This is a genomic window from Mesorhizobium sp. M0019 (assembly GCF_040323975.1).
GTDB lineage: Bacteria > Pseudomonadota > Alphaproteobacteria > Rhizobiales > Rhizobiaceae > Mesorhizobium.
Genome location: NZ_JAMYVK010000040.1, coordinates 34,732 through 60,610 on the forward strand (window position 1 = coordinate 34,732; position 25,879 = coordinate 60,610).

28 protein-coding genes are annotated in these 25,879 nt (G+C 62.5%); 12 read left to right on the forward strand and 16 right to left on the reverse strand.

Features of this window, described 5'->3' with window-relative positions; translation table 11 throughout:
* Positions 1 to 285: 285 nt before the first annotated feature.
* The 4 genes from NKK47_RS24995 to NKK47_RS25010 all read left to right on the forward strand — a co-directional run bounded on the left by NKK47_RS24995 (position 286) and on the right by NKK47_RS25010 (position 3,154).
* Entirely contained in the window at positions 286 to 810 is a 525-nt protein-coding gene (locus NKK47_RS24995; protein WP_023674131.1) for an invasion associated locus B family protein, read from the forward strand.
* Between the two features lie 128 nt (positions 811 to 938).
* Positions 939 to 2,351 carry a metalloprotease TldD gene (tldD, locus tag NKK47_RS25000; RefSeq protein WP_352578611.1) on the forward strand — a complete coding sequence of 471 codons (1,413 nt, stop codon included), beginning with the start codon at positions 939 to 941 and terminating at the stop codon, positions 2,349 to 2,351.
* A gap of 151 nt (positions 2,352 to 2,502) precedes the next feature.
* The gene (locus NKK47_RS25005; protein WP_023674129.1) at positions 2,503 to 2,778 is read left to right on the forward strand and encodes an AbrB/MazE/SpoVT family DNA-binding domain-containing protein; all 276 of its coding nucleotides are present in this window, start codon (positions 2,503 to 2,505) and stop codon (positions 2,776 to 2,778) included.
* A complete protein-coding gene (locus NKK47_RS25010) occupies positions 2,765 to 3,154 on the forward strand; it encodes a type II toxin-antitoxin system VapC family toxin (RefSeq protein ID WP_352578612.1) in 390 nt (129 codons plus the stop codon). The genes NKK47_RS25005 and NKK47_RS25010 overlap by 14 nt, the downstream gene beginning before the upstream one ends.
* 54 nt (positions 3,155 to 3,208) lie before the next feature.
* Here the strand turns inward: NKK47_RS25010 and NKK47_RS25015 are convergent, their stop codons facing one another.
* The 3 genes from NKK47_RS25015 to NKK47_RS25025 form a co-directional block, all read right to left on the reverse strand.
* On the reverse strand, positions 3,209 to 3,580 hold the full coding sequence (locus NKK47_RS25015) for an antitoxin Xre/MbcA/ParS toxin-binding domain-containing protein (protein ID WP_352578613.1): 372 nt from the start codon (positions 3,578 to 3,580) through the stop codon (positions 3,209 to 3,211).
* Positions 3,581 to 3,655: 75 nt separating this feature from the next.
* Positions 3,656 to 4,897, reverse strand: a complete 1,242-nt coding sequence (locus NKK47_RS25020) for a class I SAM-dependent RNA methyltransferase (RefSeq protein ID WP_352578614.1) — start codon at positions 4,895 to 4,897, stop codon at positions 3,656 to 3,658.
* Complete coding sequence (locus tag NKK47_RS25025; RefSeq protein WP_352578615.1) at positions 4,894 to 5,673, reverse strand: TlyA family RNA methyltransferase; 780 nt, start codon at positions 5,671 to 5,673, stop codon at positions 4,894 to 4,896. The genes NKK47_RS25020 and NKK47_RS25025 overlap by 4 nt, the downstream gene beginning before the upstream one ends.
* A gap of 175 nt (positions 5,674 to 5,848) precedes the next feature.
* Here NKK47_RS25025 and NKK47_RS25030 point away from each other — a divergent pair, with 175 nt between their 5' ends.
* Positions 5,849 to 6,250: a GFA family protein gene (locus NKK47_RS25030; protein ID WP_023674122.1), complete on the forward strand. Its 402-nt coding sequence runs from the start codon at positions 5,849 to 5,851 to the stop codon at positions 6,248 to 6,250.
* Between the two features lie 68 nt (positions 6,251 to 6,318).
* On the opposite strand, the gene NKK47_RS25035 is transcribed toward NKK47_RS25030, so the two are convergent.
* From NKK47_RS25035 to NKK47_RS25065, 7 genes are all read right to left on the reverse strand, one after another.
* Complete coding sequence (locus NKK47_RS25035; RefSeq protein WP_352571390.1) at positions 6,319 to 6,570, reverse strand: hypothetical protein; 252 nt, start codon at positions 6,568 to 6,570, stop codon at positions 6,319 to 6,321.
* A gap of 209 nt (positions 6,571 to 6,779) precedes the next feature.
* Positions 6,780 to 8,693 (reverse strand): 1-deoxy-D-xylulose-5-phosphate synthase, encoded by a 1,914-nt coding sequence (gene dxs, locus NKK47_RS25040; RefSeq protein WP_352578616.1) that lies wholly within the window; start codon positions 8,691 to 8,693, stop codon positions 6,780 to 6,782.
* A gap of 81 nt (positions 8,694 to 8,774) precedes the next feature.
* Positions 8,775 to 9,695, reverse strand: coding sequence for a pirin family protein (locus tag NKK47_RS25045; RefSeq protein WP_352578617.1), 921 nt, complete (start codon positions 9,693 to 9,695; stop codon positions 8,775 to 8,777).
* Between the two features lie 9 nt (positions 9,696 to 9,704).
* Entirely contained in the window at positions 9,705 to 9,971 is a 267-nt protein-coding gene (locus tag NKK47_RS25050) for a DUF2277 domain-containing protein (protein ID WP_023674118.1), read from the reverse strand.
* 109 nt (positions 9,972 to 10,080) lie between these two features.
* On the reverse strand, positions 10,081 to 10,332 hold the full coding sequence (locus tag NKK47_RS25055) for an exodeoxyribonuclease VII small subunit (RefSeq protein ID WP_352578632.1): 252 nt from the start codon (positions 10,330 to 10,332) through the stop codon (positions 10,081 to 10,083).
* 3 nt (positions 10,333 to 10,335) lie between these two features.
* The gene (locus NKK47_RS25060; protein ID WP_352578618.1) at positions 10,336 to 11,262 is read right to left on the reverse strand and encodes a histone deacetylase family protein; all 927 of its coding nucleotides are present in this window, start codon (positions 11,260 to 11,262) and stop codon (positions 10,336 to 10,338) included.
* A 133-nt stretch (positions 11,263 to 11,395) separates the two neighbouring features.
* A complete protein-coding gene (locus NKK47_RS25065; RefSeq protein WP_352578619.1) occupies positions 11,396 to 12,049 on the reverse strand; it encodes a TetR/AcrR family transcriptional regulator in 654 nt (217 codons plus the stop codon).
* Positions 12,050 to 12,167: 118 nt separating this feature from the next.
* Here NKK47_RS25065 and NKK47_RS25070 point away from each other — a divergent pair, with 118 nt between their 5' ends.
* Entirely contained in the window at positions 12,168 to 13,391 is a 1,224-nt protein-coding gene (locus NKK47_RS25070) for an MFS transporter (RefSeq protein ID WP_352578620.1), read from the forward strand.
* A 59-nt stretch (positions 13,392 to 13,450) separates the two neighbouring features.
* Here the strand turns inward: NKK47_RS25070 and ribB are convergent, their stop codons facing one another.
* Positions 13,451 to 14,551, reverse strand: coding sequence for a 3,4-dihydroxy-2-butanone-4-phosphate synthase (gene ribB, locus NKK47_RS25075; protein WP_023674113.1), 1,101 nt, complete (start codon positions 14,549 to 14,551; stop codon positions 13,451 to 13,453).
* Between the two features lie 105 nt (positions 14,552 to 14,656).
* Positions 14,657 to 15,757 carry a chorismate synthase gene (gene aroC, locus NKK47_RS25080; RefSeq protein WP_352578621.1) on the reverse strand — a complete coding sequence of 367 codons (1,101 nt, stop codon included), beginning with the start codon at positions 15,755 to 15,757 and terminating at the stop codon, positions 14,657 to 14,659.
* Between the two features lie 275 nt (positions 15,758 to 16,032).
* On the opposite strand from aroC, the gene NKK47_RS25085 reads away from it, so the two are divergent.
* Complete coding sequence (locus NKK47_RS25085) at positions 16,033 to 16,296, forward strand: DUF1344 domain-containing protein (RefSeq protein ID WP_023716902.1); 264 nt, start codon at positions 16,033 to 16,035, stop codon at positions 16,294 to 16,296.
* A gap of 63 nt (positions 16,297 to 16,359) precedes the next feature.
* Here the strand turns inward: NKK47_RS25085 and NKK47_RS25090 are convergent, their stop codons facing one another.
* Complete coding sequence (locus NKK47_RS25090; protein ID WP_352578622.1) at positions 16,360 to 16,947, reverse strand: histidine phosphatase family protein; 588 nt, start codon at positions 16,945 to 16,947, stop codon at positions 16,360 to 16,362.
* A 31-nt stretch (positions 16,948 to 16,978) separates the two neighbouring features.
* Positions 16,979 to 17,797, reverse strand: a complete 819-nt coding sequence (gene fabI / locus NKK47_RS25095) for an enoyl-ACP reductase FabI (protein ID WP_031211054.1) — start codon at positions 17,795 to 17,797, stop codon at positions 16,979 to 16,981.
* Positions 17,798 to 18,365: 568 nt separating this feature from the next.
* Between fabI and NKK47_RS25100 the strand changes: the two genes are divergently transcribed.
* The 4 genes from NKK47_RS25100 (at position 18,366) to NKK47_RS25115 (ending at position 23,479) form a co-directional block, all read left to right on the forward strand.
* Positions 18,366 to 19,946, forward strand: coding sequence for a hypothetical protein (locus tag NKK47_RS25100; RefSeq protein ID WP_352578623.1), 1,581 nt, complete (start codon positions 18,366 to 18,368; stop codon positions 19,944 to 19,946).
* An 84-nt stretch (positions 19,947 to 20,030) separates the two neighbouring features.
* Positions 20,031 to 21,053, forward strand: coding sequence for a phosphatase PAP2 family protein (locus NKK47_RS25105; protein ID WP_352578624.1), 1,023 nt, complete (start codon positions 20,031 to 20,033; stop codon positions 21,051 to 21,053).
* A gap of 9 nt (positions 21,054 to 21,062) precedes the next feature.
* On the forward strand, positions 21,063 to 22,610 hold the full coding sequence (locus NKK47_RS25110) for a S8 family serine peptidase (RefSeq protein WP_352578625.1): 1,548 nt from the start codon (positions 21,063 to 21,065) through the stop codon (positions 22,608 to 22,610).
* A 167-nt stretch (positions 22,611 to 22,777) separates the two neighbouring features.
* A complete protein-coding gene (locus NKK47_RS25115; RefSeq protein ID WP_352449907.1) occupies positions 22,778 to 23,479 on the forward strand; it encodes an adenylate/guanylate cyclase domain-containing protein in 702 nt (233 codons plus the stop codon).
* A 139-nt stretch (positions 23,480 to 23,618) separates the two neighbouring features.
* On the opposite strand, the gene NKK47_RS25120 is transcribed toward NKK47_RS25115, so the two are convergent.
* Positions 23,619 to 24,548 (reverse strand): DnaJ C-terminal domain-containing protein, encoded by a 930-nt coding sequence (locus NKK47_RS25120; RefSeq protein WP_352578626.1) that lies wholly within the window; start codon positions 24,546 to 24,548, stop codon positions 23,619 to 23,621.
* A gap of 100 nt (positions 24,549 to 24,648) precedes the next feature.
* Entirely contained in the window at positions 24,649 to 25,110 is a 462-nt protein-coding gene (locus NKK47_RS25125) for an RT0821/Lpp0805 family surface protein (protein ID WP_352571402.1), read from the reverse strand.
* Between the two features lie 39 nt (positions 25,111 to 25,149).
* Between NKK47_RS25125 and pdxH the strand changes: the two genes are divergently transcribed.
* Positions 25,150 to 25,767 (forward strand): pyridoxamine 5'-phosphate oxidase, encoded by a 618-nt coding sequence (pdxH, locus tag NKK47_RS25130; RefSeq protein ID WP_352449910.1) that lies wholly within the window; start codon positions 25,150 to 25,152, stop codon positions 25,765 to 25,767.
* Positions 25,768 to 25,879: the final 112 nt, after the last annotated feature.

Sequence of the window (25,879 nt, forward strand, 5' to 3'; positions counted from 1 at the left end):
GGTTCAAACCATACTCTATTTGCCTCCGCAAGAAAGGAGCGCCGGAACCCGTGCGGCATTTTTGCGCGCAAGCGCGGCTGTGGCTTCGTGCTGTGACTGCTTGCCGCGAATCACCGGAGCGGCATCTGGGTAGAATGAGCCGCGCGGCGTGCGGAGCCGTCGCAATTAGGGCGAAATTGGCACTGAAAAGCGCATTGTCGCCTGTGTCGGGGCAGATCGCCAGGGTCTCGTCCTTTACTTGGGTTTAGTGCGGCTTAAAGTGCCGTGATTCGCAATGGAGCCGTCATGAACCCTTGGCTTTCGAGAACCTTGGCGAAGGTCATCTTTGTTGCCGCCGCAATAGCCTTGTCCGGCGCCGGCCTGGCCAATGCCGCGCAGCCAAGCGGCACGGTGAAGTCAACGCATGGGGCGTGGTCGATCATCTGCGATACGCCCGCCGGTGCTACATCCGAACAATGCGTGATGATGCAGAACGTCGTCGCCGAGGACCGTCCGGAAATGGGTCTTTCCGTTGTCGTGCTGCGCACAGCCGACAACAAGGCCGAAATCCTGCGTGTGCTGGCGCCGCTCGGCGTCCTGTTGCCCAACGGCCTCGGCCTCAATGTCGACGGCAAGGATATCGGCCGCGCCTATTTCGTGCGCTGTTTCCAGGATGGCTGCTATGCCGAGGTCATCCTGGAAAAGCCGCTGCTCGACACGCTGAAGACTGGTACGTCCGCCACCTTCATCGTCTTCCAGACGCCGGAAGAGGGCATCGGCATTCCCGTCGACCTCAAGGGTTTCGCCGACGGCTTCGCCGCCCTGCCTTGAGACTTGGTCTTGTAGCACGATCCAGTGATGTTGACCGGCCGAGGTCACGGCAAATCTCATTTCAGATTGTCTGTGCGGGCCTTCGCGCCTACATCGTGGGAAACAATCCTCCTGCGAATGGACCTGCCATGAACAGCCTGATCGGCCAATTTGACATTTCCGACGATCGCATCAAGCAAATCGTTGCCGAGACTATTAACGGCGCCGACGACGGCGAACTGTTTCTCGAATATAGCGAAAGCGAATCGCTGATGTTCGACAATGGCAAGCTGAAGACCGCGAATTTCAACACCGACCAGGGTTTCGGCCTGCGCGCCGTCGCCGGCGAAGCCAGCGGCTACGCCCATTCCAGCGATCTCTCCGAAGCCTCGCTGCTGCGCGCCGCCGATGCCGTTTCGACGGTGAAGAGCGGCTATTCCGGTACGCTTGCCGCAGCGCCTGCCCGCACCAACCGCCATCTCTACGGCGACGGAAACCCTATCCCCTCGCCTTCCTTCGAGGCCAAGGCCAAGCTGCTTCAGGAAATCGATGCATGGCTGCGGGCCGAGGATCCGCGCGTCAGGCAGGTGACGGCGTCGCTCGCCGCCTCCTGGCAGCATGTCGAGATCGTGCGCGCCGACGGCCAGATGGTGCGCGACATCCGTCCGCTGGTCAGGATCAACGTGTCGGTGGTGGTCGGCGACGGCGACCGCCAGGAGAGCGGCTCCTACGGCATGGGAGGCCGCAAGGATTTTGGTGAATTCCTGGTCGAGGACAGCTGGCGGCACGCGGCCAAGGAGGCATTGCGGCAAGCGCTGGTCAATCTCGAAGCGGTTCCAGCACCTGCCGGCACTTTCGACATCGTGCTGTCGAGCGGCTGGCCGGGCGTCATGTTGCACGAGGCGGTCGGCCACGGGCTGGAGGGCGATTTCAACCGCAAGAAGACGTCGGCCTTTGCCGGCCTGCTTGGCCAGCAGGTGGCAGCGAAAGGCGTCACCGTCGTTGACGACGGCACCATGCCCGAGCGGCGTGGCTCGCTTACCGTCGATGATGAGGGCACGCCATCGGCCCATAACGTGCTGATCGACGATGGCAAGCTGGTCGGCTACATGCAGGATCGTCAGAACGCCCGGCTAATGGGCATGAAAGCCACCGGCAACGGGCGACGCCAAGGTTATGCGCACGAACCGATGCCGCGCATGACCAACACCTACATGACAGCAGGCGACATGGAGCCGGACGAGATCATCGCCTCGGTGAAGAACGGCATCTATGCCGTGTCGTTCGGTGGCGGCCAGGTCGACATCACTTCGGGCAAGTTCGTGTTCGGCTGCACCGAAGCCTACATGATCGAGAACGGCAAGGTGACGCAACCGATCAAGGGCGCCATGCTGATCGGCAACGGGCCGGATGCCATGCATCGTGTGGCGATGATCGGCAACGACATGAAGCTCGACACCGGCATCGGCATGTGCGGCAAGGCCGGACAGGGCGTGCCGGTCGGCGTCGGCCAGCCGCATCTCAGGATGAACCAGATGACAGTCGGCGGCACCAGGGTTTGATGGAGTTGACGCCGAATTATCGCCGCTCCGGAACAACCAATCCCCGCCGCCCACTGCCTTGTCATCGCTTTAAGTAGGAGTAGCTTGCGCCTTGAATTTGCCGAGAGCTTCGACTATCTTACATTCGTCTTACACCTAAGGACGTGCCGAGATGGCTGCCGCAGAGAAGCTCGTAACTACGGTCTCGACCAAGGGACAGGTCATCCTGCCCAGCGCGATCCGGAAACGGAGGGAATGGCATGCCGGCACACGCCTTCTGGTCGAGGATACCCCGGAGGGCGTGCTACTGAAGCCTGCGCCAGTCTTCGCCGAGACGCGGCCAGAGGACGTGTTTGGATCGCTGCGCTATAGCGGCAGGCCGAAGACGTTGGAAGAAATGGACGCGGGCGTGCTCGCCGAAGCGCGGCGGCGCCATGCTCGCAATTGATACCAACCTGATCGTCCGCTACCTGACGGGCGATCACCCGTCGCAGTCTTCCCGCGCCCGGGCGCTGATCGATAGCCAGCCGGTCTTTGTCGCCGTCACGGTGATGCTGGAAGTCGAATGGGTGTTGCGCAGCGCCTACGGTTTTGCGCCGCTTGAAATCGCCCGTACGCTACGGGTGTTTAGCGGGCTTCCCACGGTAGAGGTGGAAGACGGGGCGGTCGTGTCGTCCGCGCTCGACCTCTCGGAACAGGGGTTGGATTTCGCTGACGCGCTGCATCTGGGCAAGTCCGCTCACTGCGCTGGCCTCGCGACTTTTGACCGCAAGTTCGTCAGGGCCGCGAAGGCGGCCGGATACGAACGCGTGCAAGAAGCATAGCAGCTCACAGCGGCCCAGCGCGGCACAAAAGCGCGCCACAGGGTCAGCCTGGTTTCAGGCATAGATGCCGGAGCGGACTGCCTCCAGATAGGCAAGCACCTTGTCCGTCTTGCCTTCGCGAACCAGATCGTAGGCGGTCTTTCCGGCCCAACCGGGGATCGGCTGATGCTTGAACCAGATCGCCGCACGATGTTCATCACCGGCCATCTCGCCGGCCATCGCCAGGATACGGACGATGGGACTCAATGCGGCGTCGACCTTGCGCGCACCGGACTTGGCGGCAAGCGTGTTGCGCGCGAGACCGGTCAGCCCCGCCAGTTCTGTCATATTAACCCCTAGCAGTTCAGCGACCCGCCTTGGCGAGAGAAACGGCGCCCGCTCCTCGCCGAAGCGCCATGCCGAAATTTCGAAGGCTGCGGTGCTCATGGCAATTCCCTAGCACAGTCTGAACGACGTGCGTTCAAAATGTGCTTTTTTGGTGCGCGTTTCAGGCCCTGGCTGCTAGCGCCTTCGTCTCGGCTTCTCCAACAGCGCCACGACCTCGACATGCGGCGACCACAGGAACTGGTCGATCGGCGTCACGCTCTTCAGGGCGTAGCCGCCGTCCATGAGGATGCGTAGGTCCCGCGCCAGCGTTACCGGATTGCAAGACACCGCGGCGACGAGCGGCACGTCGGAGCGCGCGATCTGCTTCGACTGGTCCTCGGCGCCGGCGCGAGGCGGGTCGAAGACAACGCCGTCAAAGGCATTCAACTCCTTGAATGTCAGCGGCCTCCGGAACAGGTCGCGACGTTCGCCGGTCACCCGCTTCAGGCCGCTGGCGAAACGGAATGCCCGGTCGAGCGCCGCGAGTGCTGCCGCATCGCCTTCCACCGCATGAACCTCCGATCTTGCGGCTAGGCGCAGCGCGAAGCTGCCGCAGCCGGCGAAGAGATCGGCGACCTTTTTGGCGCGCGCGAAATGCTGGACGACAATGTTGGCCATCGCCTGTTCGGCAGCCTCGGTCGCCTGCAGGAAAGCGCCCGGAGGCACTGCGACGGCGACGCCACCAAACAGGACGACCGGTTTGTTTGGTTCGATAATGACCTCGCCGTCGACCGACAGCCTGGCTAGCCGCTCGGCGATGACGAAGTTGGAAGCGACGCGGCGCTGGTTCTCGCCGAGCTTGCCGGAATCGTGAACCGCGACATCGAGGCCGGAACCGGTCACCGTCACCGCCATGTGGAACGATTTGGTCGTGGTGCAGATCAGTCCGGCAAGCATCCTCAAACGGTCGAGCGCAGCGACGATCTGCGGCAGCGAGATCGGGCATTCCTCGATCGAGATGATCTCGGATGACAGCGCGCGAACAAAGCCGAACTGCATTCCCGCCTCGCTCCGCCGGGCGGTGAAGACGACGCGGCGGCGCGTGTGCGGCGCGCACGGCACCAGCGCCCCGACATCGCAAGCGATGCCCTTGCTCTTCAGCGCATGCACGACCTTTTCGCGCTTCCACCGGTGATAGGCTTCAGTCTCGAGATGCTGGACGGCGCAGCCGCCGCACGCGCCGAAATGCCGGCACGGCGGATCGACCCGCAACGGCGAAGCCTCAAGGACCGACATCAAGGTGGCGCGATCTTTCTCCCGCGCGGCGGTGACGACCTCTCCCGGCAGCGCGAACGGAATGAAAACCTCTCCGGTTTCCGTCTCGGCGATGCCGTCGCCCTGCGACCCCAACCTTGCGATCGTGAAACGGGTGCTCATCGCTTCTGGGTCTCGACGTCCTTGATGCCGCCGAGCAGGAACTCGCGGTTGCCGTCGCCGCCCTCTATCGGTGACAGATGAAGCCCCAGCGAGCGCCAGCCGGGAATGGCATCGAGCCAGTCCTGCATCAGGCCGGCAATGCGCGCCGCATCATAGGGGTCCTTCAGCAGGCCGCCCTTGCCGATCGCCTCGCGGCCGGCCTCGAATTGCGGCTTGACCAGAAACACAGCTTTTGCGCCATTCCTGGCCAAGGCAAGCGCCGGCGGCAGCGCCAGTTTCAGCGATATGAAGCTGACATCCGAGACGATGAAATCCGGCACACGGCCGCCGAGATCGGCGGCCGATAGTTCGCGCGCATTCAGGCCTTCAATTACCGTCACGCGCGGATCGCCGGCAATGTCGGAGTGCATCTGGCCGTGCCCGACATCGATCGCCGTGACATGCGCCGCGCCGCGTTCGAGCAGCACCTGCGTAAAGCCGCCGGTCGAGGCGCCGACATCGAGCGCTTCGTTGCCGGTGGGGTCGAGGGCGAAATGGTCGAGACCAGCCTTCAGCTTCAGTGCAGCGCGCGACACGTAACCTTGCGCCGGATCGTCAACGACGATGTTGCACTCAGGCAGAACGGCCTGGCCCGGCTTGAGGGCGACGATGCCATCGACCGTCACGGTGCCGCGCTCGACCGCGTCGCGGGCACGCGAGCGGCTGGCAAACAGGCCGCGCTGGACGAGCAATTCGTCGAGCCGCTGGCGTATGCTGGCTGGCGGAAGGGAAGTCATCGGCCTTCATGGCGAAAGCCAACGATGATGGCAAGGAATTTGGCGATCAGACAAGGCATAGTTGGAAAGGCGGTGAGCGCATCAAGCCGCTGCGCTGTTTGTCGAGCCTCGCACGAGACCCGACGCAATGCTAAGAAAGAGATGCCGTTTAGCCGTCGAAACGTGGAGGAGGAACATGCTGACGGGAACCTGCCACTGCGGCGCAGCCCACTGGACCCTGGAGGGCGATCCCGGTTCGATCACTGCCTGCAATTGCACACTTTGCCGTCGCTACGGCACGCTCTGGGCTTACGACTATGTCGACGAACGCATCCGCCTTGCCGGGCCCGTAAGCGCCTATCGGCGCGTCGGAAAGGCTCATCCTTCGCTTGAGATTCTCTTCTGCCCAACCTGCGCTTGCGTCCTGGCCTGGCGCGGTTTGCATCCCGAGGCGGCTGGGCGCTACCGCATCGCCGTCAATGTGAGGCTTGCGCCGCCCGAGGCCGTCGCCGATCTCCCGATCGACCATTTCGAGGGTCTCGATACATTCGAGGATTTGCCGAGAGATGGTCGCTGTGTGCGGGACATGTGGTTCTAGTTTCTAGAGTCTCTTCGGGATCATGCTTTAGAATATGGTCCGCGAAACCCGCCGTTCGACGGCCGGCGTCAGACCGTCGCTGCTGTCGCCGGACACCTGTGTGCGCGCCGGTCAGCGGAACTGGACGCCTTCGGCAAGGTATCGGGCACGACGACGAATTGCGGCGCCTGCTTGTAGGAGAAGCCGCCACGGATTTCGCCGATCTTGCCGGCGACGACGCCCATCACCGCCTCTTCGAGTTTGCGGTCGTAGCGCGTTTCGGCTGTAGCCGACAAGACGAAGATGGCCGCAAGCGCGATGCCGCCCAAAAGCGATCTCATTGGTCTGCTTTCCCCTGCCTGTTGCCTTCTAGCAGGGCAGCGTTGAAGAACGGCCAAAGGACACGGTAAGCAAATCGCCAAACGGCAGCGTAAACAGCATGTTACGATTGTTCGCCGGTAATTTGATTCAAGCGTTTGAGATATTGATTCAGACTAGCATCTTGCAGCCAAGTTGAATCGCGTCGGCGTCGCGGGAATGCGTCTAAAAGCTAGGCGCGCTGGGCCTGCGCGGTATGCCCCAGCGCCACGAACACGGTGCGCACGATGCCGGCGCTGTCCAGCCCGGCATCGGCATACATCTTTTCCGGCTTGGCATGGTCGACAAATGTATCGGGCAGCACCAGCGGGCGCACCTTCAGGCCGCTCTCCAGCAGCCCTTCATGGGCCAGGAACTGCAGCACATGGCTGGCGAAGCCGCCGATCGCGCCCTCTTCCACCGTCACCAGTATCTCGTGTGAACGGGCCAGCCGCCGGATCAGGTCCTCGTCGAGCGGCTTGGCAAAACGGGCATCGGCGACCGTGGTCGAAAGCCCGGCCGCGCCAAGCTCCTCGGCCGCGGCCAGGCAATCCTGCAGCCTGGTGCCGAAGGAAAGCAGCGCAACCTTGGTGCCTTCCCTGACGATCCGGCCCTTGCCGATCTCCAATACCGAGCCGCGTTGCGGCATCTCGACACCAACGCCGTTACCGCGCGGGTAGCGGAAGGCGATCGGGCCGTCATCGTAGCTTGCGGCGGTGCGTACCATGTGGCGCAGCTCGGCCTCATCGGCCGCGGCCATGACGACGAAACCGGGCAGCGTCGCCAGGAAGGTCGTGTCGAAGGCGCCGCAATGGGTGGCACCATCGGCGCCGACGAAGCCGGCGCGATCGATCGGAAAGCGCACCGGCAATTTCTGGATCGCCACGTCGTGGACGACCTGGTCGTAGGCGCGCTGCAGGAAGGTCGAGTAGATCGCCGCGAAAGGCTTGAAGCCTTCCGTGGCAAGGCCGGCGGCGAAGGTCACCGCATGTTGCTCGGCGATGCCGACATCGAAGGTCCTCGCCGGAAACGCTTCGCCGAACAGATCAAGCCCGGTGCCGTTCGGCATGGCGGCGGTGATGGCGACGATGCGGTCGTCCTCTCGGGCCTCCTGGATCAGGCTTTCGGCAAACACCTTGGTGTAGCTCGGCGCATTGGCGGGCGCCTTGGCCTGGGCGCCGGTGATGACGTCGAATTTGTTGACGCCATGATATTTGTCGGCCGCCGCCTCGGCCGGGGCGTAGCCCTTGCCCTTCTGGGTCACGACATGGATCAGCACCGGGCCGTCGGCATTGTCGCGGACGTTCTTCAGCACCGGGATCAGGTGCTCGAGGTTGTGACCGTCGATCGGGCCGATGTGGTAGAACCCCATTTCCTCGAACAACGTGCCGCCGGTGACGTAACCGCGCGCATGCTCGACCGCTCGCTTGATGGCGCGATCGGCGCGCTCGCCGAGATACGACGTCAGCTTCTTGCCGAAATCGCGCAAGCCTAGATAGGTCTTGCCCGACGCCAGACGGGCCAGATAGGCGCTCATTGCGCCGGTCGGCGGAGCGATCGACATATCGTTGTCGTTCAAGATGACGATCAGCCGGGCATCGAGTGCGCCGGCATTGTTCATCGCCTCATAGGCCATGCCGGCCGACATGGCGCCGTCGCCGATGACGGCAATGACATTGTTGCGGCCATCGGACAGATCGCGCGCCATCGCCATGCCGAGGCCGGCTGAAATCGAGGTCGAGGAGTGGGCTGCGCCGAACGGATCGTATTCGCTCTCGACGCGACGCGTGAAGCCGGACAGGCCGCCCTCCTGCCGCAGCGTGCGGATGCGGTCGCGGCGGCCGGTCAGGATCTTGTGCGGATAAGCCTGGTGGCCGACGTCCCAGATCAGCCGGTCGTCCGGCGTGTTGAAGACGTAATGCAGCGCGACAGTCAGTTCAACGACGCCGAGGCCGGCGCCGAGATGGCCCCCGGTGTGGGAAACGACGTCGATCAGTTCGGCGCGAAGCTCTGACGCCAGCTGCGGCAGGTCGCCTTCGGCAAGCGTGCGCAAATCGGCTGGGACGCGGACCTTGTCGAGAAGCGGCGTATCGGGCTTTGCGTTCACTGTTTGCGAGCCTGGTCAGATTTTCTGTTCATCGTGAAATATGCCGCTGGCCGGCGAATGTAAATGTGGCGGTAACGCGCATCAGCTTTCGGGCAGCGGGATGAACTCTTGCTCGTCTCCAGGAACGATATCGAAGCGGCCCGTCTTCCATTCTTCTTTCGCCTGCTCGATGCGTTCCTTTGAGGACGATACGAAATTCCACCAGATATAACGTTTCGAACCGAGCGAAGCGCCGCCAAACAGCATGAAATGGGCGCTGCGTTCCGATGAGACAACGATTTCATCACCGGGCCGGAAAACCAGCAGCCGCTCGGCCGGGAAGCGGTCACCGGATATCGAAACCTCGCCTTCCAGCGTATAGATGGCGCGCTCCTCGGCATCGGCCGGGATTTTCACGCTGGCACCCGGCGCCAGCCTGAGATCGGCATAAAGCGTGTCCGAAGCGGTGGCGACCGGGGAGCGCAGTCCGGAAAACGCACCGATGATCACACGGCCGCTAACCCCCTCCGCATCGATTTCGGGCAGGCGCAGGGCCGCGGTGTTCTCGAAGACCGGCGCGACTTCTTCCTTGCCGTCCGGCAGCGCCAGCCATGTCTGCAGGCCGGAAACCGACATCGGCGCGCCGCGCAGTTCTTCCGGCGTGCGCTCCGAATGGACGATGCCACGGCCGGCGGTCATCAAATTCACGTCCCCGGGCTGGATTACCATCTCGGTGCCGAGCGAATCGCGGTGCCTGATCTTGCCATCGAACAGGTAAGTCACCGTAGACAGGCCGATATGTGGGTGCGGACGCACGTCGAGCGCCTGGCCCGCTCGCAGTACGGCTGGACCCATGCGGTCGAAGAAGATGAAGGGTCCGACCAGCCGGCGCCTGGCCGTCGGCAAGGCGCGGCGAACCTGAAATCCGCCGATGTCCTTGGCGTTCGGAATGACCATCAGCTCGATCTGATCGCTGGCGAAGGCATCGCCCATCTGCGGATCGTTTCCGGGAAAGAAGCTCACGCGGTCTCCTCAGGCGAAGCGAAGTACGGATTTGGCCTTCGCCTTGGCCGCCACCTCTTCGCGATTGCGCGGATGCTGCGTCGTCTCGAGGCTGTCGAGCAATTCGCGCGCCGAGGCGGCAATGGCCTCGACGGCATGGTCGAACGCATGCTGGTTCTGTTTCGACGGCCGCGTCGTTCCGCTCAGCTTGCGGACGAACTGAAGCGCGGCATCGCGGACCTCGTCATTGGTTGCCGGCGGATCGAAATTGAACAGGGTTTTGATGTTTCTGCACATCGTTCGCAATCTCCTCTCGTCCTGGAGCCGTTTCAAACGGGATGAGTTTTACCCTCAATCGTGATGATGTCCAAAGCCGGTAAGCAAAATTGTCGTTCGAGGCCGCGCCTCAATCCGCGTCCAACGGCTCTATCCCCACCGGCTTGCCGTCACGCGACAGCCTGATTTTCTCGACCTTGTCCTCGGCCGCCTTCAGCAGCCGGTCGCAATGCGCCTTCAGCGCCTCGCCGCGCTCGTAGATGCGGATCGACTGGTCGAGCGGAACGTCGCCGCGCTCCAGATCGTCGACGATCCTCTCCAGCGCCTCGAGCGCCTGCTCGAAGCTCATCGCCTTGACATCCTCGTTAGTCTCACCAGCCATCATCTATCCCTTCATCAGCCGCCCGACATGGGCGGCGACTGAAAATGCCAATCCCTGCAGATCGTAGCCGCCCTCGAGCACGCTGACGAGCCGGTTGCGGCTACGGCGCCCGGCTCGTTCGAGCAACTGGCCGGTCGCCCAGTCGAAATCATCCTCGGTCAGGTTGATCTCGGCCAGCGGATCGCGGTGGTGGGCATCGAAACCGGCGGAGATGATGATGAGGTCGGGCGCAAAATTGTCGAGCGCCGGCAGGATGCGTGACAGAAAGGCGTCGCGGAAACTATCGCTGCCGCTCTGCGGCGCCAGCGGCGCGTTGACGATGTTGCCGGCGCCGGTTTCGCTCACGGCCCCGGTTCCCGGGTAAAGCGGCATCTGGTGTGTCGAGCAATAGAGCACCGATGGATCGTCCCAGAAAATGTCCTGCGTGCCGTTGCCGTGATGCACATCCCAGTCGACGACGGCGACGCGGTCGGCGCCATGGTTCTTCTGCGCGTAGCGTGCCGCGATCGCGGCGGTGTTGAACAGGCAAAAGCCCATGGAGGTGGTCTTTTCGGCATGATGGCCGGGCGGCCGTGCGGCGACGAAGACGTTGTCGGCACGGCCGGTGAAGACGTCGTCGACCGCGGCGTTGGCTGCGCCGATCGCGGTCACGGCCGCCTGCCAACTCTTCGGGCTGGCGGTGGTGTCGGCGTCGATACGGGCGATGCCGGTGTCCGGAATCGCTGCGCGGACACGTTCGACGAATTCGGGCGGATGCGCGTAGAGGATGGTTGCCTCGTCGCCTTCGGGCGCCTGGACGCGATCGAGCGCCGCGAAGGCCTCGTCGTCAAGCACACGCTCTATGGCGCGCAAACGGTCCGGCCGCTCCGGATGACCGGGCGGTGTTATGTGCTCGAGGAAAATCGGGTGGGTGTAAAGTCTCGTGACCATGCCCCGATATAGGCGCGCCTCGCCGCTTTGGCCATGTTTTCGCGCGCTGGTGACTCGATGTTCAACAGGGTTTAGGCAACCGGCGTCGGCTGAGCCCACCGCGAGCCGCCTTGGGATCGGCGAAAAGATGACCTCAGGCCGGTGATCGGTCAACCTCGGGCTGCATCGCCGACGGTCGGTCAGGCTGAGGCAGCTTGCCGGTGCGATTGAGCAGCCCTTCCAGAAGAACCTTGAACGCCTTCACTGCCTTCTTCGACGTCGCTTCGGGATCGTTCGAATTTGCGATCCACTGCGCCGCATGCAACGAGGCGCCGCTGACCAGCCTTGCCGCGGCTTCGGGATCGACGGCGAGAATTGTCCCCTCGTCGCTCAGTCTTTGCAGGCTCTCTGTCATCGAGCGGATGCATGTGCTCTGGCTTGGCCATTGCGATGGATCGCCGAGCACCGCCGGCCCGTCACGAAGCACGATACGCTGGATCTCCGGCTCCAGCGCCATCTCGATATAGGCGGTGCATTCGTCGACAAAGCCCTGCCAGAGATTGTCCGGCTTGGCCGAAACGACCTTCAGCCGGGCTGCCATTTCGGCGTCGATCTCGGCGATAACCGCCTGGAGTAGGCCCTTCTTGTCTCCGAAATGATGATAGAGCGCACCGCGCGTCAGCCCGGCCGATGCCGTGAAATCGTCCATCGAGGCTTCGGCATAGCCGAGCGTGCCGAAGGCCTTGCGCGCCGCCCCGATCAGCTTGGCGCGGGTTTCGGCAATCATCTCCTTGCGTGGTCTATGCATGCTCTGGCCCTATTAACATACGTCTCGTATGCCAATTGACATACGCCGCGTATGATCTATTTAAACTCATACGCCACGTATGTAATCGCCGAACCGGCCGTTGTCGAGGAGCCAGACCATGCAAAATCCCTATTCCCAGATCTTTCGCGCGCCCGGCGCCAAGGGCTTTGCCGCCGCCGGCTTCGCTGCCCGGCTGCCGATCGCCATGGCTCCGATCGGGATCGTCGCGATGCTGTCGCAGACCGATGGCGAATACTGGCTGGCCGGCGCCGTCTCCGCGACATATGCGCTGGCCAACGCTTTCGTCGCCCCGCAGGTATCACGGCTGGTGGACCGCCTCGGCCAGACGCGGATTGTGGTGCCGACCACAGTAATTTCCACGCTCGCTTTCGCGATCCTGATTGCGGCGGCCAATCAGCATTGGCCGATATGGACGCTATTCGTCTCGGCGCTGCTCGCCGCCGTCATGCCCAGCATCCCGGCAATGGTGCGCGCACGCTGGACCGAGATTTTTCGCAACCGCCCCGAGCTGAACACGGCGTTCGCCTTCGAGTCGGCGGCGGACGAACTGGTGTACATCGCCGGCGCATCGCTGTCGGTAGGGCTGAGCGTCGCGTTTTTCCCGGAAGCGGGAGTGCTCGCGAGCACATTGTTCCTCGCCTTCGGTTCGACGGCCTTCATCCTGCAGCGCTCGACCGAACCGCGAGCCCGACCGGTGGAACATGGTTCAGGCGGCTCGGCAATCCGCCTGCGGCCGGTCCAGATCATCACCTTGGCCCTGATCTTCATCGGCGCGACCTTCGCCACCACGGAGGTGAGCACCGTGGCGATCACCAAGGAGCTTGCCCAGCCGGGCGCCGCCAGCTTCGTCATCGGCGTCTACGCGCTTGGATCGTTCGTCGTCGGCATCATCATCGGCGCCCTGAACCTGAAAGTGCCGCTGCAGATTCAGCTTGCCATCGCAATCGCCATCATTGCGCTTACCACGCTGCCGCTGCTCGTCGCCGACACCGTGCCGCTGCTGGCACTGGCCGTCTTCGTCAGCGGCGTGGCAATCTCGCCGACCTTCATCACGGCATTCGGCCTGATCGAGCGGCGCGTGCCCGAGGCGGTGCTGACCGAAGGCGTGACCTGGGTGATGACCGGCATCGGCATCGGCATGGCGCTCGGCTCGTTCGCCGCCGGCTGGGTGGTGGACGCTTTCGGCGCGCATAACGGGTTCTGGGTATCGGTGGCATCGGGCACAATCGCGCTGGTCATCGTGCTCGCCGGCCAGCGCAGCCTTGTCGCGCCGGACTGCGACATGGCTGCATGCGACGCAGCCGCGGTCGCTGCGGAATAGTTTCCGGCGCGTCCGGTCCCGAGGCGGGGCCGGACGCATACCAGCATCGTGAGAATGGCCTAAAGAATCTCGGTCTTGGCGATGTGGATGCCAAAACCTTCGAGGCCGACATAATGGCGCTCGCGCGAGGCGATCAGATTGATCGAGGAAATGCCGAGATCCTTGAGGATTTGCGCGCCGAGGCCGATCTCGCGCCATTCGTTCTCGCGGCGGCGAGCCTCTTCATGATCCTCGCGGTCGCCGGCAGCCGGGCGCTTGCGCTCCTGATGGGCGACGCCGACCGAGCCTTCGCGCAGATAGACGATGACGCCGCGCTGGCGCTCGCCCATCGCCTTCATTATGGCGTCCAGCCGGTGGCTGGTGCCGAAGACGTCGCTGACCACGTCCTCGGAATGAAGGCGCACCGGCACCTCGACGCCGTCGCGGATATCGCCAAAGACGACCGCCACGTGATGCATGGAATCCCAGGGCAGCGTGTAGGTGAAGACCTGTGCCTTGCCGCCGGGCGTCTCGATGTCCGAACAGGCGACGCGCTCGACCAGCGTTTCCTTGCGTTGCCGGTAGGCGATTAGGTCGGCAACCGAAATCTGCTTCAACCCGTGCTTTTCCGCGAAGGCCTGCACCTGCGGGCCACGCATGACAGTGCCGTCATCATTGACCAGCTCGGAAATGACGCCGACCGGCGGCAGGCCGGCGAGCTTGCAGAGGTCGACAGCGGCTTCGGTATGGCCCGAACGCATCAGCACGCCGCCTTCGCGCGCGATCAGCGGAAAGATGTGGCCGGGGCGCACGAAATCGGACGCGCCGACATTGCCATTGGCGAGATTGCGCACCGTCAGCGTGCGGTCGTCCGCCGAAATGCCGGTCGTGGTGCCGTGCTTGAAGTCGACGCTGACGGTAAAGGCAGTGGTGTGGGCCGAATCATTGTCGGCGACCATCGGCGACAGGTTGAGCCGCTTGGCTTCCTCGCGCGGCATCGGCGTGCAGACGATGCCCGACGTGTTGCGAACGATGAACGCCATCTTTTCCGGCGTGCAATGGACGGCGGCTACGATCAGGTCGCCCTCGTTCTCGCGGCCGTCATCGTCCATAACGACGACGATCTCGCCGCGCTCGAAGGCGCGTAGGGCTTCAACGATCTTCTTCTGGTCGTAAGGCATAAGTGCTCGCTTCGCTCGCAGGGAATAGGGGAGTAGGGCAGTACGGGAGTAGGGGAAAGGAAAAAATGCTGTTGTGGGAGTTGCGTAACCTACTCCCCTACTCCCCTACTCCCCTCCCGTTTGTCCCCGATGACGCAGATAATGATCGGCAATGGCGCAGGCAACCATCGCCTCGCCGATCGGTACGGCGCGGATGCCGACGCATGGATCGTGCCGGCCCTTGGTCATGATCTCGACGTCGTTACCGTCCTTGTCGATCGACTTTCGCGGCGTCAGGATCGACGAGGTCGGCTTGACGGCGAAACGCGCGACGATCGCCTGGCCGGTCGAGATGCCGCCGAGGATGCCGCCGGCATTGTTGGATAGGAAGACCGGCTTGCCGTCATTGCCCATGCGCATCTCATCGGCATTCTCCTCGCCGGTGATGCGGGCGGCCTCGAAACCGTTGCCGATCTCGACGCCCTTGACGGCGTTGATCGACATCAGGCCGGCGGCGATGTCCTGGTCGAGCTTGGCGTAGATCGGCGCGCCAAGCCCCGCCGGAACGCCGTCGGCGACGATCTCGATGACCGCACCGACCGAGGAGCCCGCCTTGCGGATGCCGTCCAGATATTTGGTGAAGACGGCGACGGACGCCGGATCAGGCGTGAAGAACGGGTTTTCGGCGTCGCCGACGAAATTCCAGTTCCAATTGGCGCGATCGATCGAATTATCGCCCATCGACACCAGCGCGCCGCGCACCACCATGCCGGGCACGACCTTGCGGGCAAGCGCTCCGGCGGCCACCCGCGCCGCCGTCTCACGCGCCGAGGAGCGGCCGCCGCCGCGGTGATCGCGCAGGCCGTATTTGACCTCGTAAGTGTAATCGGCATGGCCTGGCCGGAACTGACGGGCGATGTCGCCATAATCCTTGGAGCGCTGGTCGACATTGTCGATCAGCATCGACACCGGCGTGCCGGTGGTGATCATCGTCTCACCGTCCTCATCGAGGATGAAGCCGGACAGGACCTTCACCTCGTCCGGTTCGCGACGTTGCGTCACAAAACGTGACTGGCCCGGGCGGCGCTTGTCGAGTTCGGCCTGGATCTCGTCGCGAGTGAAGCGGATCCCTGGCGGACAGCCGTCGACGACGCAGCCCAGCGCCGGCCCATGGCTTTCGCCCCAGGTGGTGACGCGGAAAAGATGGCCGAACGTGTTGTGCGACATGGAACCAGCCCTGCCGGCGTCGGAGCCGGCTCAGCGCATGACCCCGAAAATCGGAGCGATTTTCGGAAAGGATCATGCACAAAATCAAAAGTGCTACAGCGTCCCTTGCGCGTCCAGCCGGACGCGCGGCGCTGTCGCCTGCCTTCTATTGGCGTTTTCCACAGTGGTCAAACTGTGATCCCGCGGATTTAGTTTTGACACATTCGATTGGTTTCTGCTCAGTTCCGTTCCGTTGGACCGAGCCGCTGTACCGGCAATGATTAAAGAGGACGATGATGCGTATCCTGATTGGCGCTGTTGCCGCCACGCTGTTGATTTCCACCGCCGCCTTCGCCGGCCAGACCGAAGGCCTGATCAAGAAGGTCGATAAGGATGCGCTGACGCTGACGCTGGACGACGGCAAGTCCTACAAGCTGAACGCCGAAACCGACCTCGATGCGCTGAAGCCAGGCATGGACATCGTCCTCGCCTACGACGTGACGAATGGCGAGAACGTCGTCACCGATATGGAACTGCCGGACACCGGATCGACGGAATAGGGCGCGTCGATATTCAGCTGAGGCCGGCCCGACCTGATCTCAATATACGCTACGTCATCGGTCTCAAAGCCACTCCAGGCGCCGGCCGTCCAGCCTGAGCACGCGGTCCTGCGGCACTTCCATGCTGACCGCATCTTGTTCGGACATCCCCAGCACGAAGCGGAACAGCGCGCGCATGACGCCACCATGGGTCACGCAGACCGTCTGGCGATCGAGCGAGTCGAACCACGGCTTCACCCGTTCGAGCAGCATCTGATAGCTTTCGGCGCCTTCGCCGGGCGGCTGGAAGTTCCATTTATCGAGGCGTCGGTGCCTGGTCGAACCGGGATCGTTCGCCTCGAGTTCGGCAAAGGTGAAACCCTGCCAGTCGCCAAAGCTCAATTCTACGAGCAGCGGCTCGGTACGATAGGCGTGCGGATCGAGCTTCATCGCCGCGCGCAGGCGCTCCATCGTCTCGCGCGTGCGCCGCATCGGGCTGGCGACAAATTCGAAATCTTCGGGCTTGTCGATGAGTTCGGCCAGCCTGCGCCCGTTGCGGCTAGCCTGCTCGCGGCCAAGCTCGTTGAGGTCGGTATCGGCCTGCCCCTGCAGCCGGGCCTCGGCGTTCCACGCCGTCTGGCCGTGGCGCACGATATAGACGAGCGGGTACATCAGGTCTTCCGGAAGAGGTCAGACGGTGGCGTCAGTCCTTGACCGTCGAAATATCCGGCGCGTCGACCGCCTTCATGCCGACGACATGATAGCCGGAATCGACATGATGGATCTCGCCGGTGACGCCGCGCGAAAGGTCGGACAGGAAATAGACGCCGGAATCGCCGACCTCCTCCTGCGTGACCGTCTGCTTCAACGGCGAATTGTATTCGTTCCACTTCAGGATATAGCGGAAATCGCCGATGCCGGATGCGGCAAGCGTCTTGATCGGGCCGGCGGAGATCGCGTTGACGCGGATCTTCTTGGCGCCGAGGTCGACGGCCAGATAGCGCACGCTGGCTTCGAGTGCCGCCTTGGCGACACCCATGACGTTGTAGTGCGGCATCACCTTTTCCGCGCCGTAATAGGTCAGCGTCAGCAGCGAGCCGCCGTCGGTCATCAGCGCCTCGGCGCGTTTGGCGATGGTGGTGAAGGAATAGACCGAAATATCCATGGTGCGCAGGAAATTGTCGCGCGTCGTCTCGACATAGCGGCCGGTCAGCTCGTCCTTGTCGGAAAAGGCGATGGCGTGGACGAGGAAATCGAGCTTGCCCCAATGGCTGGCGATATCGGCGAACACCGCATCGAGGCTGGCCGGGTCGGTCACATCGCAATGGCCGGCGACATGCGCGCCCAGTTCCGCGGCAAGCGGCTCGACGCGTTTCTTGAACGCCTCGCCCTGATAGGTCAGCGCGATCTCGGCGCCATGGTCGACACAGGCCTTGGCGATGCCGTAAGCGATCGAGCGATTGTTGGCGATGCCAAGGATAAGGCCGCGCTTGCCGGCCATAAGGCCCCGTCCACCCGCCATGTCAGCGCTCTCCGCAAGGTTCTCTACTTTGTGAAGTGCCTATCGCACAGCCACAGTGCCCCTTCAAGCGTTCAAAGCGGACAGTTCGGGGGACAAAGCCGCTGGTCTACAGAGCCGCGCGTCCTTTGGGCGCGCAAAGGACGCTGTAGCGCCTTGACCTTGCAGTCGTGGGCCAGTGGAAAAATCTGACACTGGTATCGGTGTGGCACGGCGGAAGATGACCCTTTGGCGGAAGTTCGTTGGCCCGTGGCCGAAGTCACGCTCATGACCCCAAGCCGACAATGGAACCGCTTACATCGAACGACCGCTTGATGTCGCTACCGAGTCCTTCCGTCACAGCAGAAATCCCGTCTCGAATCCTTTGCCACGTGTAGGTTTGACCTCCGGAAGCCGAGAATTACAGATAGACTTATATTAGTGAATGATATATTAGATACGGGGACGCGAGGGGCCGCTAGTGTACTCGGATGGCCGTCCTTTCCTTAGATTGATTGGGCCATTCGCGATTGAGAGCGCGGATGGCGCGGACGTCACGCCGCATGGCAGACGGTCTAAAGCGCTCTTGGCCATGCTCGCCCTGGCACCCAAAGGTACGCGGAGCCGAAAATGGCTGCAAAGCAAGCTCTGGAGCACTCGCGGCGAGGAGCAGGGTGCAGCAAGCTTGCGGCAGGAACTGTCCGAGGTTCGGAAGTCGCTCCGCAGCGCCGGCCTTGATCTAATCTCGACCGATCGTGATGTGGTTCGACTCGACGTCGCTTCGATCGGCATCGATTTGAACGATCCGCCCGAAGGCTCTGCCACGCGTGATCTGCTTGAGGGCCTCGATATTCGCGATCCAGAGTTCGAGGATTGGCTTCGTGAGCAAAGAAGCCAATGGCCCCGGCCTCGCACAGTGCCAGCAAACGTCTCTCCTGTTGCCGCGGCAGATCAGTTGTCCGGACAGCGAAGCGCCTCACTTCTGAATTCGTCGCGGCTATGCTTGGGCCTGGTTCGCGATGCCAGGTGGACGGAGGGCTCCGCTAACAGGGCCGTCAGCGACCTTGTCCTGGATCTGGTGGTTCGATCGATCCTGAATTTCGAAGTGGTCGACGTCGTGGATTTTCAAGCGCAGGGACCGCTGACCCAAGCGCCTGACACAGCGCTACCAGACTGGCTGTTGCAAACCAGGGCAACGGTGGTGGGTGACAGAGTGGGCCTGACATTTGCATTAATTGCGCCCGGTGACAGCCGGCTCTTGTGGTCGCATACGGATTTTCTCGAGCCGGCCGACCTGACTGGCCCGGCGAGCCTGAAGCTGATGTCGTTGGTCAATCAGATCGTGTTTTCGATCCTCGAATTCGTTCTCGATCCTAAGTCCATCCGCGACGAGCCCCGACACCGGGCGTCTCGGCTTGCATTGACAGCGCTGCGACAGGTATTCCGCATGCGCGATACGGACCTGGATTCGGCGGAGCGCATGCTCGCCGAAGCATATGAGCTCGACCCGCGTAGCACGTATCTGGGGTGGCAGCTGTTTGTGTTTGTCACCCGCTTAGGCGAGAGACGGGTCGGCCGCTCGGGCACCTTTCACGATCAGGTTCGGGAATGCGCCAGTCGCGCCGTCGAAGTGGCCCCCTTCAATCCTATCACCCTGGCGTTGGCCGCTCATGCCCATTCGTTCGTCTTTCGTGAATACGCACAGGCACTGGAACTCGCCGATCGAGCGATAGCCGCTAACCCGCTACAAGCCATTTGCTGGGACATGCGTGCCTTGACGCTCGGCTATCTCGGCGAAGTGAAGCGTGGCTATGAGGATGCGATGCGCGCACGTGCACTGGGCGGGCCTCCCCTGTATCGTTACTGCATCGATACCACGTGCTGCATCTTGGCAACTCTGAACGGGCGCTTCGAGGAGGGGATACGTCACGGCGAGCGTGTCCTTGCGCAGCAACCCACATACCTACCCGCTTTGAGATACTCGGCTGCCTGCCACGGGCATTTGGGGCAGACTGTGGAGGCAGTTCGAACTATCGAACGCTTGCGCGCCTGGGAGCCGGATTTCTCGCTCGAGCTGCTTTCGGAGGAGAATTATCCAATTGCAGGCGTACTCGGAGTTTCGGTTATCAAGAGCGGGTTGTCGCGAATAACGCTGCCAAGGTACGCACCCTAGCGCTGCGCACCGCAGGCGTTACGTCGAGGCTCCGACCACCAGTTGGCGCGGATCAAATTTAGAAGCTTTAGTTGAGGGGTGGACATGACGTCGACAATTGATCTTAATAACAAGTTGTTTAACGCCCGCTTCTTAGTAAGTGGATCGGCCATAAGGCAATATCCGCTGATATTGGGTGACGCAAAACCTGAAAAATCTCTTGAGGAATACATCAAAAATAGAGGCGGCGAAAAACTGCATCCTTTCGTGTCTATGATGACCAAGAGCAGCGTTCTGTCGATTCAAGAAGAGCAGATCGTGATAACGATTTCTGATGACCCTGTGGAGGGTGCCATGCGCCTTTCGCCAGCCTTCTTGGCGGGGCCGAGCGCAGGTCGAGGTCGAGGCAGGGGCAGAGGACGCGGACGAGGACGGGGACGCGGCAGAGGGCAAACGGCTTTCGAAACTGGCGAGGAGGCTTTGCCGGCGTGGCACGACAAGCGTGCCTTGCACGGGATCGGACTAAGCGTCGCCAACAAATATCTCGGCGCGATCTGGGAGGACATTCTTATCGATCCCCCGCCCGGACCTTCAGAGAGCCTCAGGGAGACAGAAGCGCTTATCGATCTGCAGAAGAGGAGGGAAGGTGACCCGCTGCGGCGCGAGGAGATCGTCCGCCAGGCATCGTTCGGGATTTTGGACTACACGGCACCGCTCGGAATAGACACTCTCGCGGGCTTCGAGGGGACATGCGCATTGATTGTTGCGATCCTCGAACTCACGGAGGAGATCGGGCTCAACTACAAAGATCGATTCAATCGGCCACGGCCCAACATCATTGAGCCGAGGCTGCGGCCGGCGCTTCCGGTTCCTTCGCACGCTTCCTACCCGTCCAACCATTCATTTCAGTCATTTGCAGTGGCGAACGTTCTGCAACGGATGCTGCCCGAGCACGCCGGCGTAACCGCGCTTTATGAGCGCGCCCGCCGGGTGGCCGAGAACAGGGAATGGGCCGGGCTGCACTACGCCAGCGACACCGATGCCGGCGAGGAACTGGCTGCGCGCATTTCTCCGTACTTGGTGGACGCGATGGATGAAACGATCCGACGCGCCCAGAGCGAATGGTAGGTGGGTGCCATGATGGACGACATCAAGAAGGGCGAAGGCCATCTTTGTTATGATTGGTATCACTACCTGTGGCACCTGATCGCAATCGGCGCCTTACGCGATCGTCCGCGCATCCCTGAAGCGCGGTTGCCGCACGAGGCCGCATACCTGCTGGAGGCCGACGCCTGGGATTTGTTGGGTACTGACAAGCCCGGTTACGGCGAGGTCATTGCCCAGATCGATACGGGGGTGAACTCAAGCCATCCCAATCTCGAGCCTCGTATCCTTTCTGCGGTCAGCTTCGCCGCTCACCCTTTCGGGTTGAGTTACGTCACACCCAAGCAGCAACCGCTCGTCTTGCGAGGGCCGGAAAGAAAGCAGAGCAAGAGCTTTGTGGGCGACGATACCTGGGCGTGGGCGGCAGGCCTGATCAAATCGAGGAACAATGCGCAGGAAGTCGAGGTTCAGAAATCGCTGCTTCGAGCACTGAAAGATGGGCGCGGCGTAATTCAGGAGACTGCTGAGACCTCGCGTATGCGCTACTCAGCGCACGGGACCGCCTGCGCTGGGCTGATGGTCGGCGCCCCTGCGGCCCCGCCCGCGAAGTTGAGGCAATTTAGCAACGGTGAAGGCGCAATACCTTATTGGGGGGTCGCCCCAGGCGCTGAACTCCTGCCGATCGAGATTTCAGCACGGCCCGACGCAGCGCAGCTCATTCTGGCGTTCCTCTATGCCCGCGACCAGAAGGTTTCAGTCATACACTTTCCCCGGGAAGTACCCGATCCATGGCGAGCGCACCGTTCCTATCCTGGATATGGCGACAGCAGATATACTTCGGTCGAACAGGCAAAGCCAATTTGGGATTATTTCGAGACGCTTTTCGAGGCGATCAGCGAGGAAATCCCCATCATCTGCGCAGCCGGCAACGATGGCTACGACCATCTGATTTACCCGGCGAGCAAGGCCGGCGAAAGCAATGGCGTGGTTGCGGTGGCGGCCGCCACTTATCTGGCGAGACGTTCAGCATATTCCAACTACAGCGGCGATCCGACCGACAATTCCGTCACCATTTCCGCGCCGTCCGACGACCAGGAGGTGTGTACGCGCTGCCAAATACGACTGGACCGTGAGTCGCTGCGTTCACGTGACCACAATTTCGAGATCTACGAGAAGCTCCCCCAGGTTGAATACGCGCCGCAGGGCGTGCTCACCACCGACATCCCGGGCCACCACGGCTATTCCGGCGGACAGCTGGAAGGGATCCAGCCGCCGCGCGTCGAAAGCAGAGACCGCGCCGGGCTCTACACAGTATTTGGCGGAACATCTGCAGCCTCGGCCATCGTCGCGGGAGCAGCCGCTTTGTTGCAGTCGAAACATCGCTCCACCGGTAGGCCGCTCAACGGCATAGAGGTTAAGGCGAAGATGACCCAGTCAGGCGCAAAGGAGGTTTCATGGCCTTGGCTTGAAAAAGCTGACGTTCCGATTCTACCGGACAGCCCTAATTGCGAGAGAAGGGTGCCTTCGTTCGATCAGCAGTTTGGAGCGGGGCTGCTTGACCTCCGTAAGTTGCTGAGCTGAGGGTCCCGCCGAATTTTGACTAAAAGGTCGGCTGCAAGCCGCCAAAGCCGGGCCCGAATGGATTTCTGACGTAATTCTGACGTGCCCGCCACGGCGGGCTTACGATCCGCCTACGCCGTCCAGTCATATTCGAGCGACATTTGAAACCGCTCGGGGGCCGGACTCCAATGCATCCGATCACTGCCTATACGAATCCACAGACTGACCGCGTGCTCCCGTCATTCGGCATGGGTGAAACGAAATTCCAGCGTGCCATCGCCACGATCATGTTTACCGACGTGGAGGACTCGACCGGCTTGGCGAGCGCGCTTGGCCTGGTCGAAACCACGCGGTTCATGATCGAGCACTTCACGTTGACCCGCCAGGTCGTGGTGGCCAATGGGGGGATCGTTCAAAACTTTACAGGCGACGGCGTGCTAGCTCTCTGGCTGGGGAGCCAAATGACGCCCAGCGAAACGGCGCTAAAGGCGCTGGCCGCCGTCGCGGAACTGGTACCGGAAATCTCGCTCGGCAACGCTTGGAAGCGTTCAATGGGCTCCCTGTCGCGCCGCATCAGGATCGGCTTACACTCCGGCGAGGTGATGTTCGTCAACGATCGCCAGTGGGATTTCTCTTTTCTGGTCGGCTCGGAGGTAAATTTCGCCCGCCACGTCGAGCAGGCTGGCAAGAGGGAGAATGGTGCAGGCGTCGATGCGCTGGTGATGGTCAGCGGTGCGACCCTCCACCTTGCTGGCCTGGCGACTGCATCGATCGACCCCTACAAGCTTGTGCGGCTAACCCCCGCCGAACTGGCTCATCGCCAGTCGGTCGACTGGCGTCGACCGTGTTCGCGAAGCGGAACTATGGCGCGTGCAAATGTCGGCCTTTGAGGCGTTAGCTGACGTTGAACCTACTTCGGCCAAATGGCGGCTCCTGGCGCTGGTTGCTCGCTTGCTGTCGCTAATCGACGGCATGAAACCACTCGCGCCCGCTTTTCACACACGGCATTAAGCGCTGGCCTTTCGACCGTCAGGCCTTTCGACGGCGCATCAGCGCCTCGAGCTCGGCGTCGCCGCCTTCCGGCAGCATCAGCCGCACGTGTGCGTAGAGGTCGCCGTGACCGCCGGCCTTTTCCGGCAGACCCCTGCCCTTCAGCCGCAGAACCTTGTCCGAGCTCGACCAAGGGGGGACATTGACCGCAATCCTGCCGGTCGGAGTTTCGACCGCCACCTTGGCGCCATGCACCGCATCGGCCAGTTCCACCGGCAGGTCGACATGCAGGTCGCGGCCCTCGACGCGGTAGCGCGGGTGCCGGCGGAAACGGATCTTGACCAGCGCATCGCCCGGCTGCCCCGGTCCTTGCTCACCCTGGCCTTTCAACCGGATGGTCTGACCGTCCTCGACATAGGCCGGCAACTTGACCGCCATCTTGCGGCCGTCGGGGAACATCGCCGTCACCTTCTCCGCGGTGGCGGCTTCCTCGATGGTGACGTCCAGCGTCACGTTGAGATCGGCGGCGGTCGGGGCCTGACGGCGGCCGCCGGTGCCGGCGCCGCGCTGCTGGGTGAAAGCATCGCCGAAGATCTGGCTGAAGATGTCGCTGTTGCCGTCGAACGGGTCACCGCCGGGACGGCCCGTGCGGAATTCGAAATGCGCGCCGCCCGGCCCTTGCTGCCGGCGGAAACCGGCGAAAGGATCGGCGCCGCCAGCCGCGCCTTCGAAACCCTGGAAACGCTGTTTGCCATCGGCGTCGATCTCGCCGCGATCGAATGCCGCCCGGTTCTTCTCGTCGCCGACGATCTCGTAAGCCTGGTTGGCGGCGGCAAAACGGTCCTTCGCCTTGGGATCATCCGGATTCTGGTCCGGATGATACTTCTTGGCGAGCTTCCGGTATGCGGATTTTATGTCCTTGGCCGATGCGTTCTTGGCAACGCCCAGCACCTCATAGGGGTCGCGCATGCTTACTGCCCTGGAGAAGGAGTGGTTCCATGATCGCCTCCTATATGCGCTCGCATAGGAAGGAATTCCAGTGGCTTACCACCATGTCGCCGGCGGAAAATCAGAGCGCCTTGAAGTCCTGTATGCGCCAGATGCTGCCGCCGGCCAGGCATATTTCGCCTTTGAACAGTGCGACGCCGTCGAAGCTTTCGCGCGATGCGGTGAAGCGACGACATGTCTCGCCGTTAGCCCTGAATTCCGCCAGCTCGGTGATGGAGCCGCGCGAGCCGGTGTCGGCATTCGCCCAGGGAACGGCCTGCCCGGCCAGTTGCTCGACGTCGGCGGAGGACACGGCATTGCGGATCGTGGCCTGGTCGGAAGCGCGGTCCTGATCGAGCGGCGTGACTGAGGCCGGCGTGCTCGAGGTCAGTATCGAGCGGTCGACCTCCGCCTGCTCCAGGCTGAAGCCGCCGCCGCCACAGGCGGCAAGCGGCAGGATGATTGTCACGATCATGGCTTTGGCGCTGGCCGAAGCGATAACGCTCCATTGCCCACTGTCAAAAGCTTGCGCGATACGCGACAATCGGCAATCTCCCCAGCCGGCGACAAATTTGGGAAAACTATGAGCGAAACCGGGTTAACAAGCGGTGACTTTACCGAGGCGGCGGAGCCGTTCCGGCTCTTTGCGGCGTGGCTCGACGACGCGACGAAGAGCGAGATCAACGACCCCAACAGCGTGGCGCTGGCGACCGTTGATGCCGAAGGCATGCCGAATGTCCGTATGGTGCTGCTTAAGGGCTTCGACGAGGGCGGCTTTGTCTTCTACACGAACTTCGAGAGCGCCAAGGGCCGTGAGATTCTTGGCAGCATGAAAGCGGCGATGTGCTTCCACTGGAAATCGCTGCGCCGGCAGGTGCGAGCGCGCGGCCCGGTGGAGATCGTCACCGACGCCGAAGCCGACGCCTATTACGCGACGCGTCCGCGCGGCAGCCGCATCGGCGCCTGGGCCTCCAAACAGTCGCGGCCGCTGGAGAGCCGCTTCGCGCTGGAAAAGGCGGTCGCCGAATATACGGCGCGCCATGCGATCGGCGAGATCCCGCGGCCAAAACACTGGTCAGGCTTCCGCATCGTGCCGCAGACCATTGAGTTCTGGCACGACCGTCCGTTCCGGCTGCACGACCGTGTGGTGTTTTCGCGCAACGCCGAGGGCGGTTGGGACAAGGTGAGGCTTTATCCGTAGGGCACGACGGTGGAGCGCCGATCTCTCCCCTTGTGGGGGGAGATCGGCAGCTTCCGCACCGGCGCCCATTTTTTCAGCCCTTCTTCCTGGTCATGAAGGCGGCCAAGGCCGG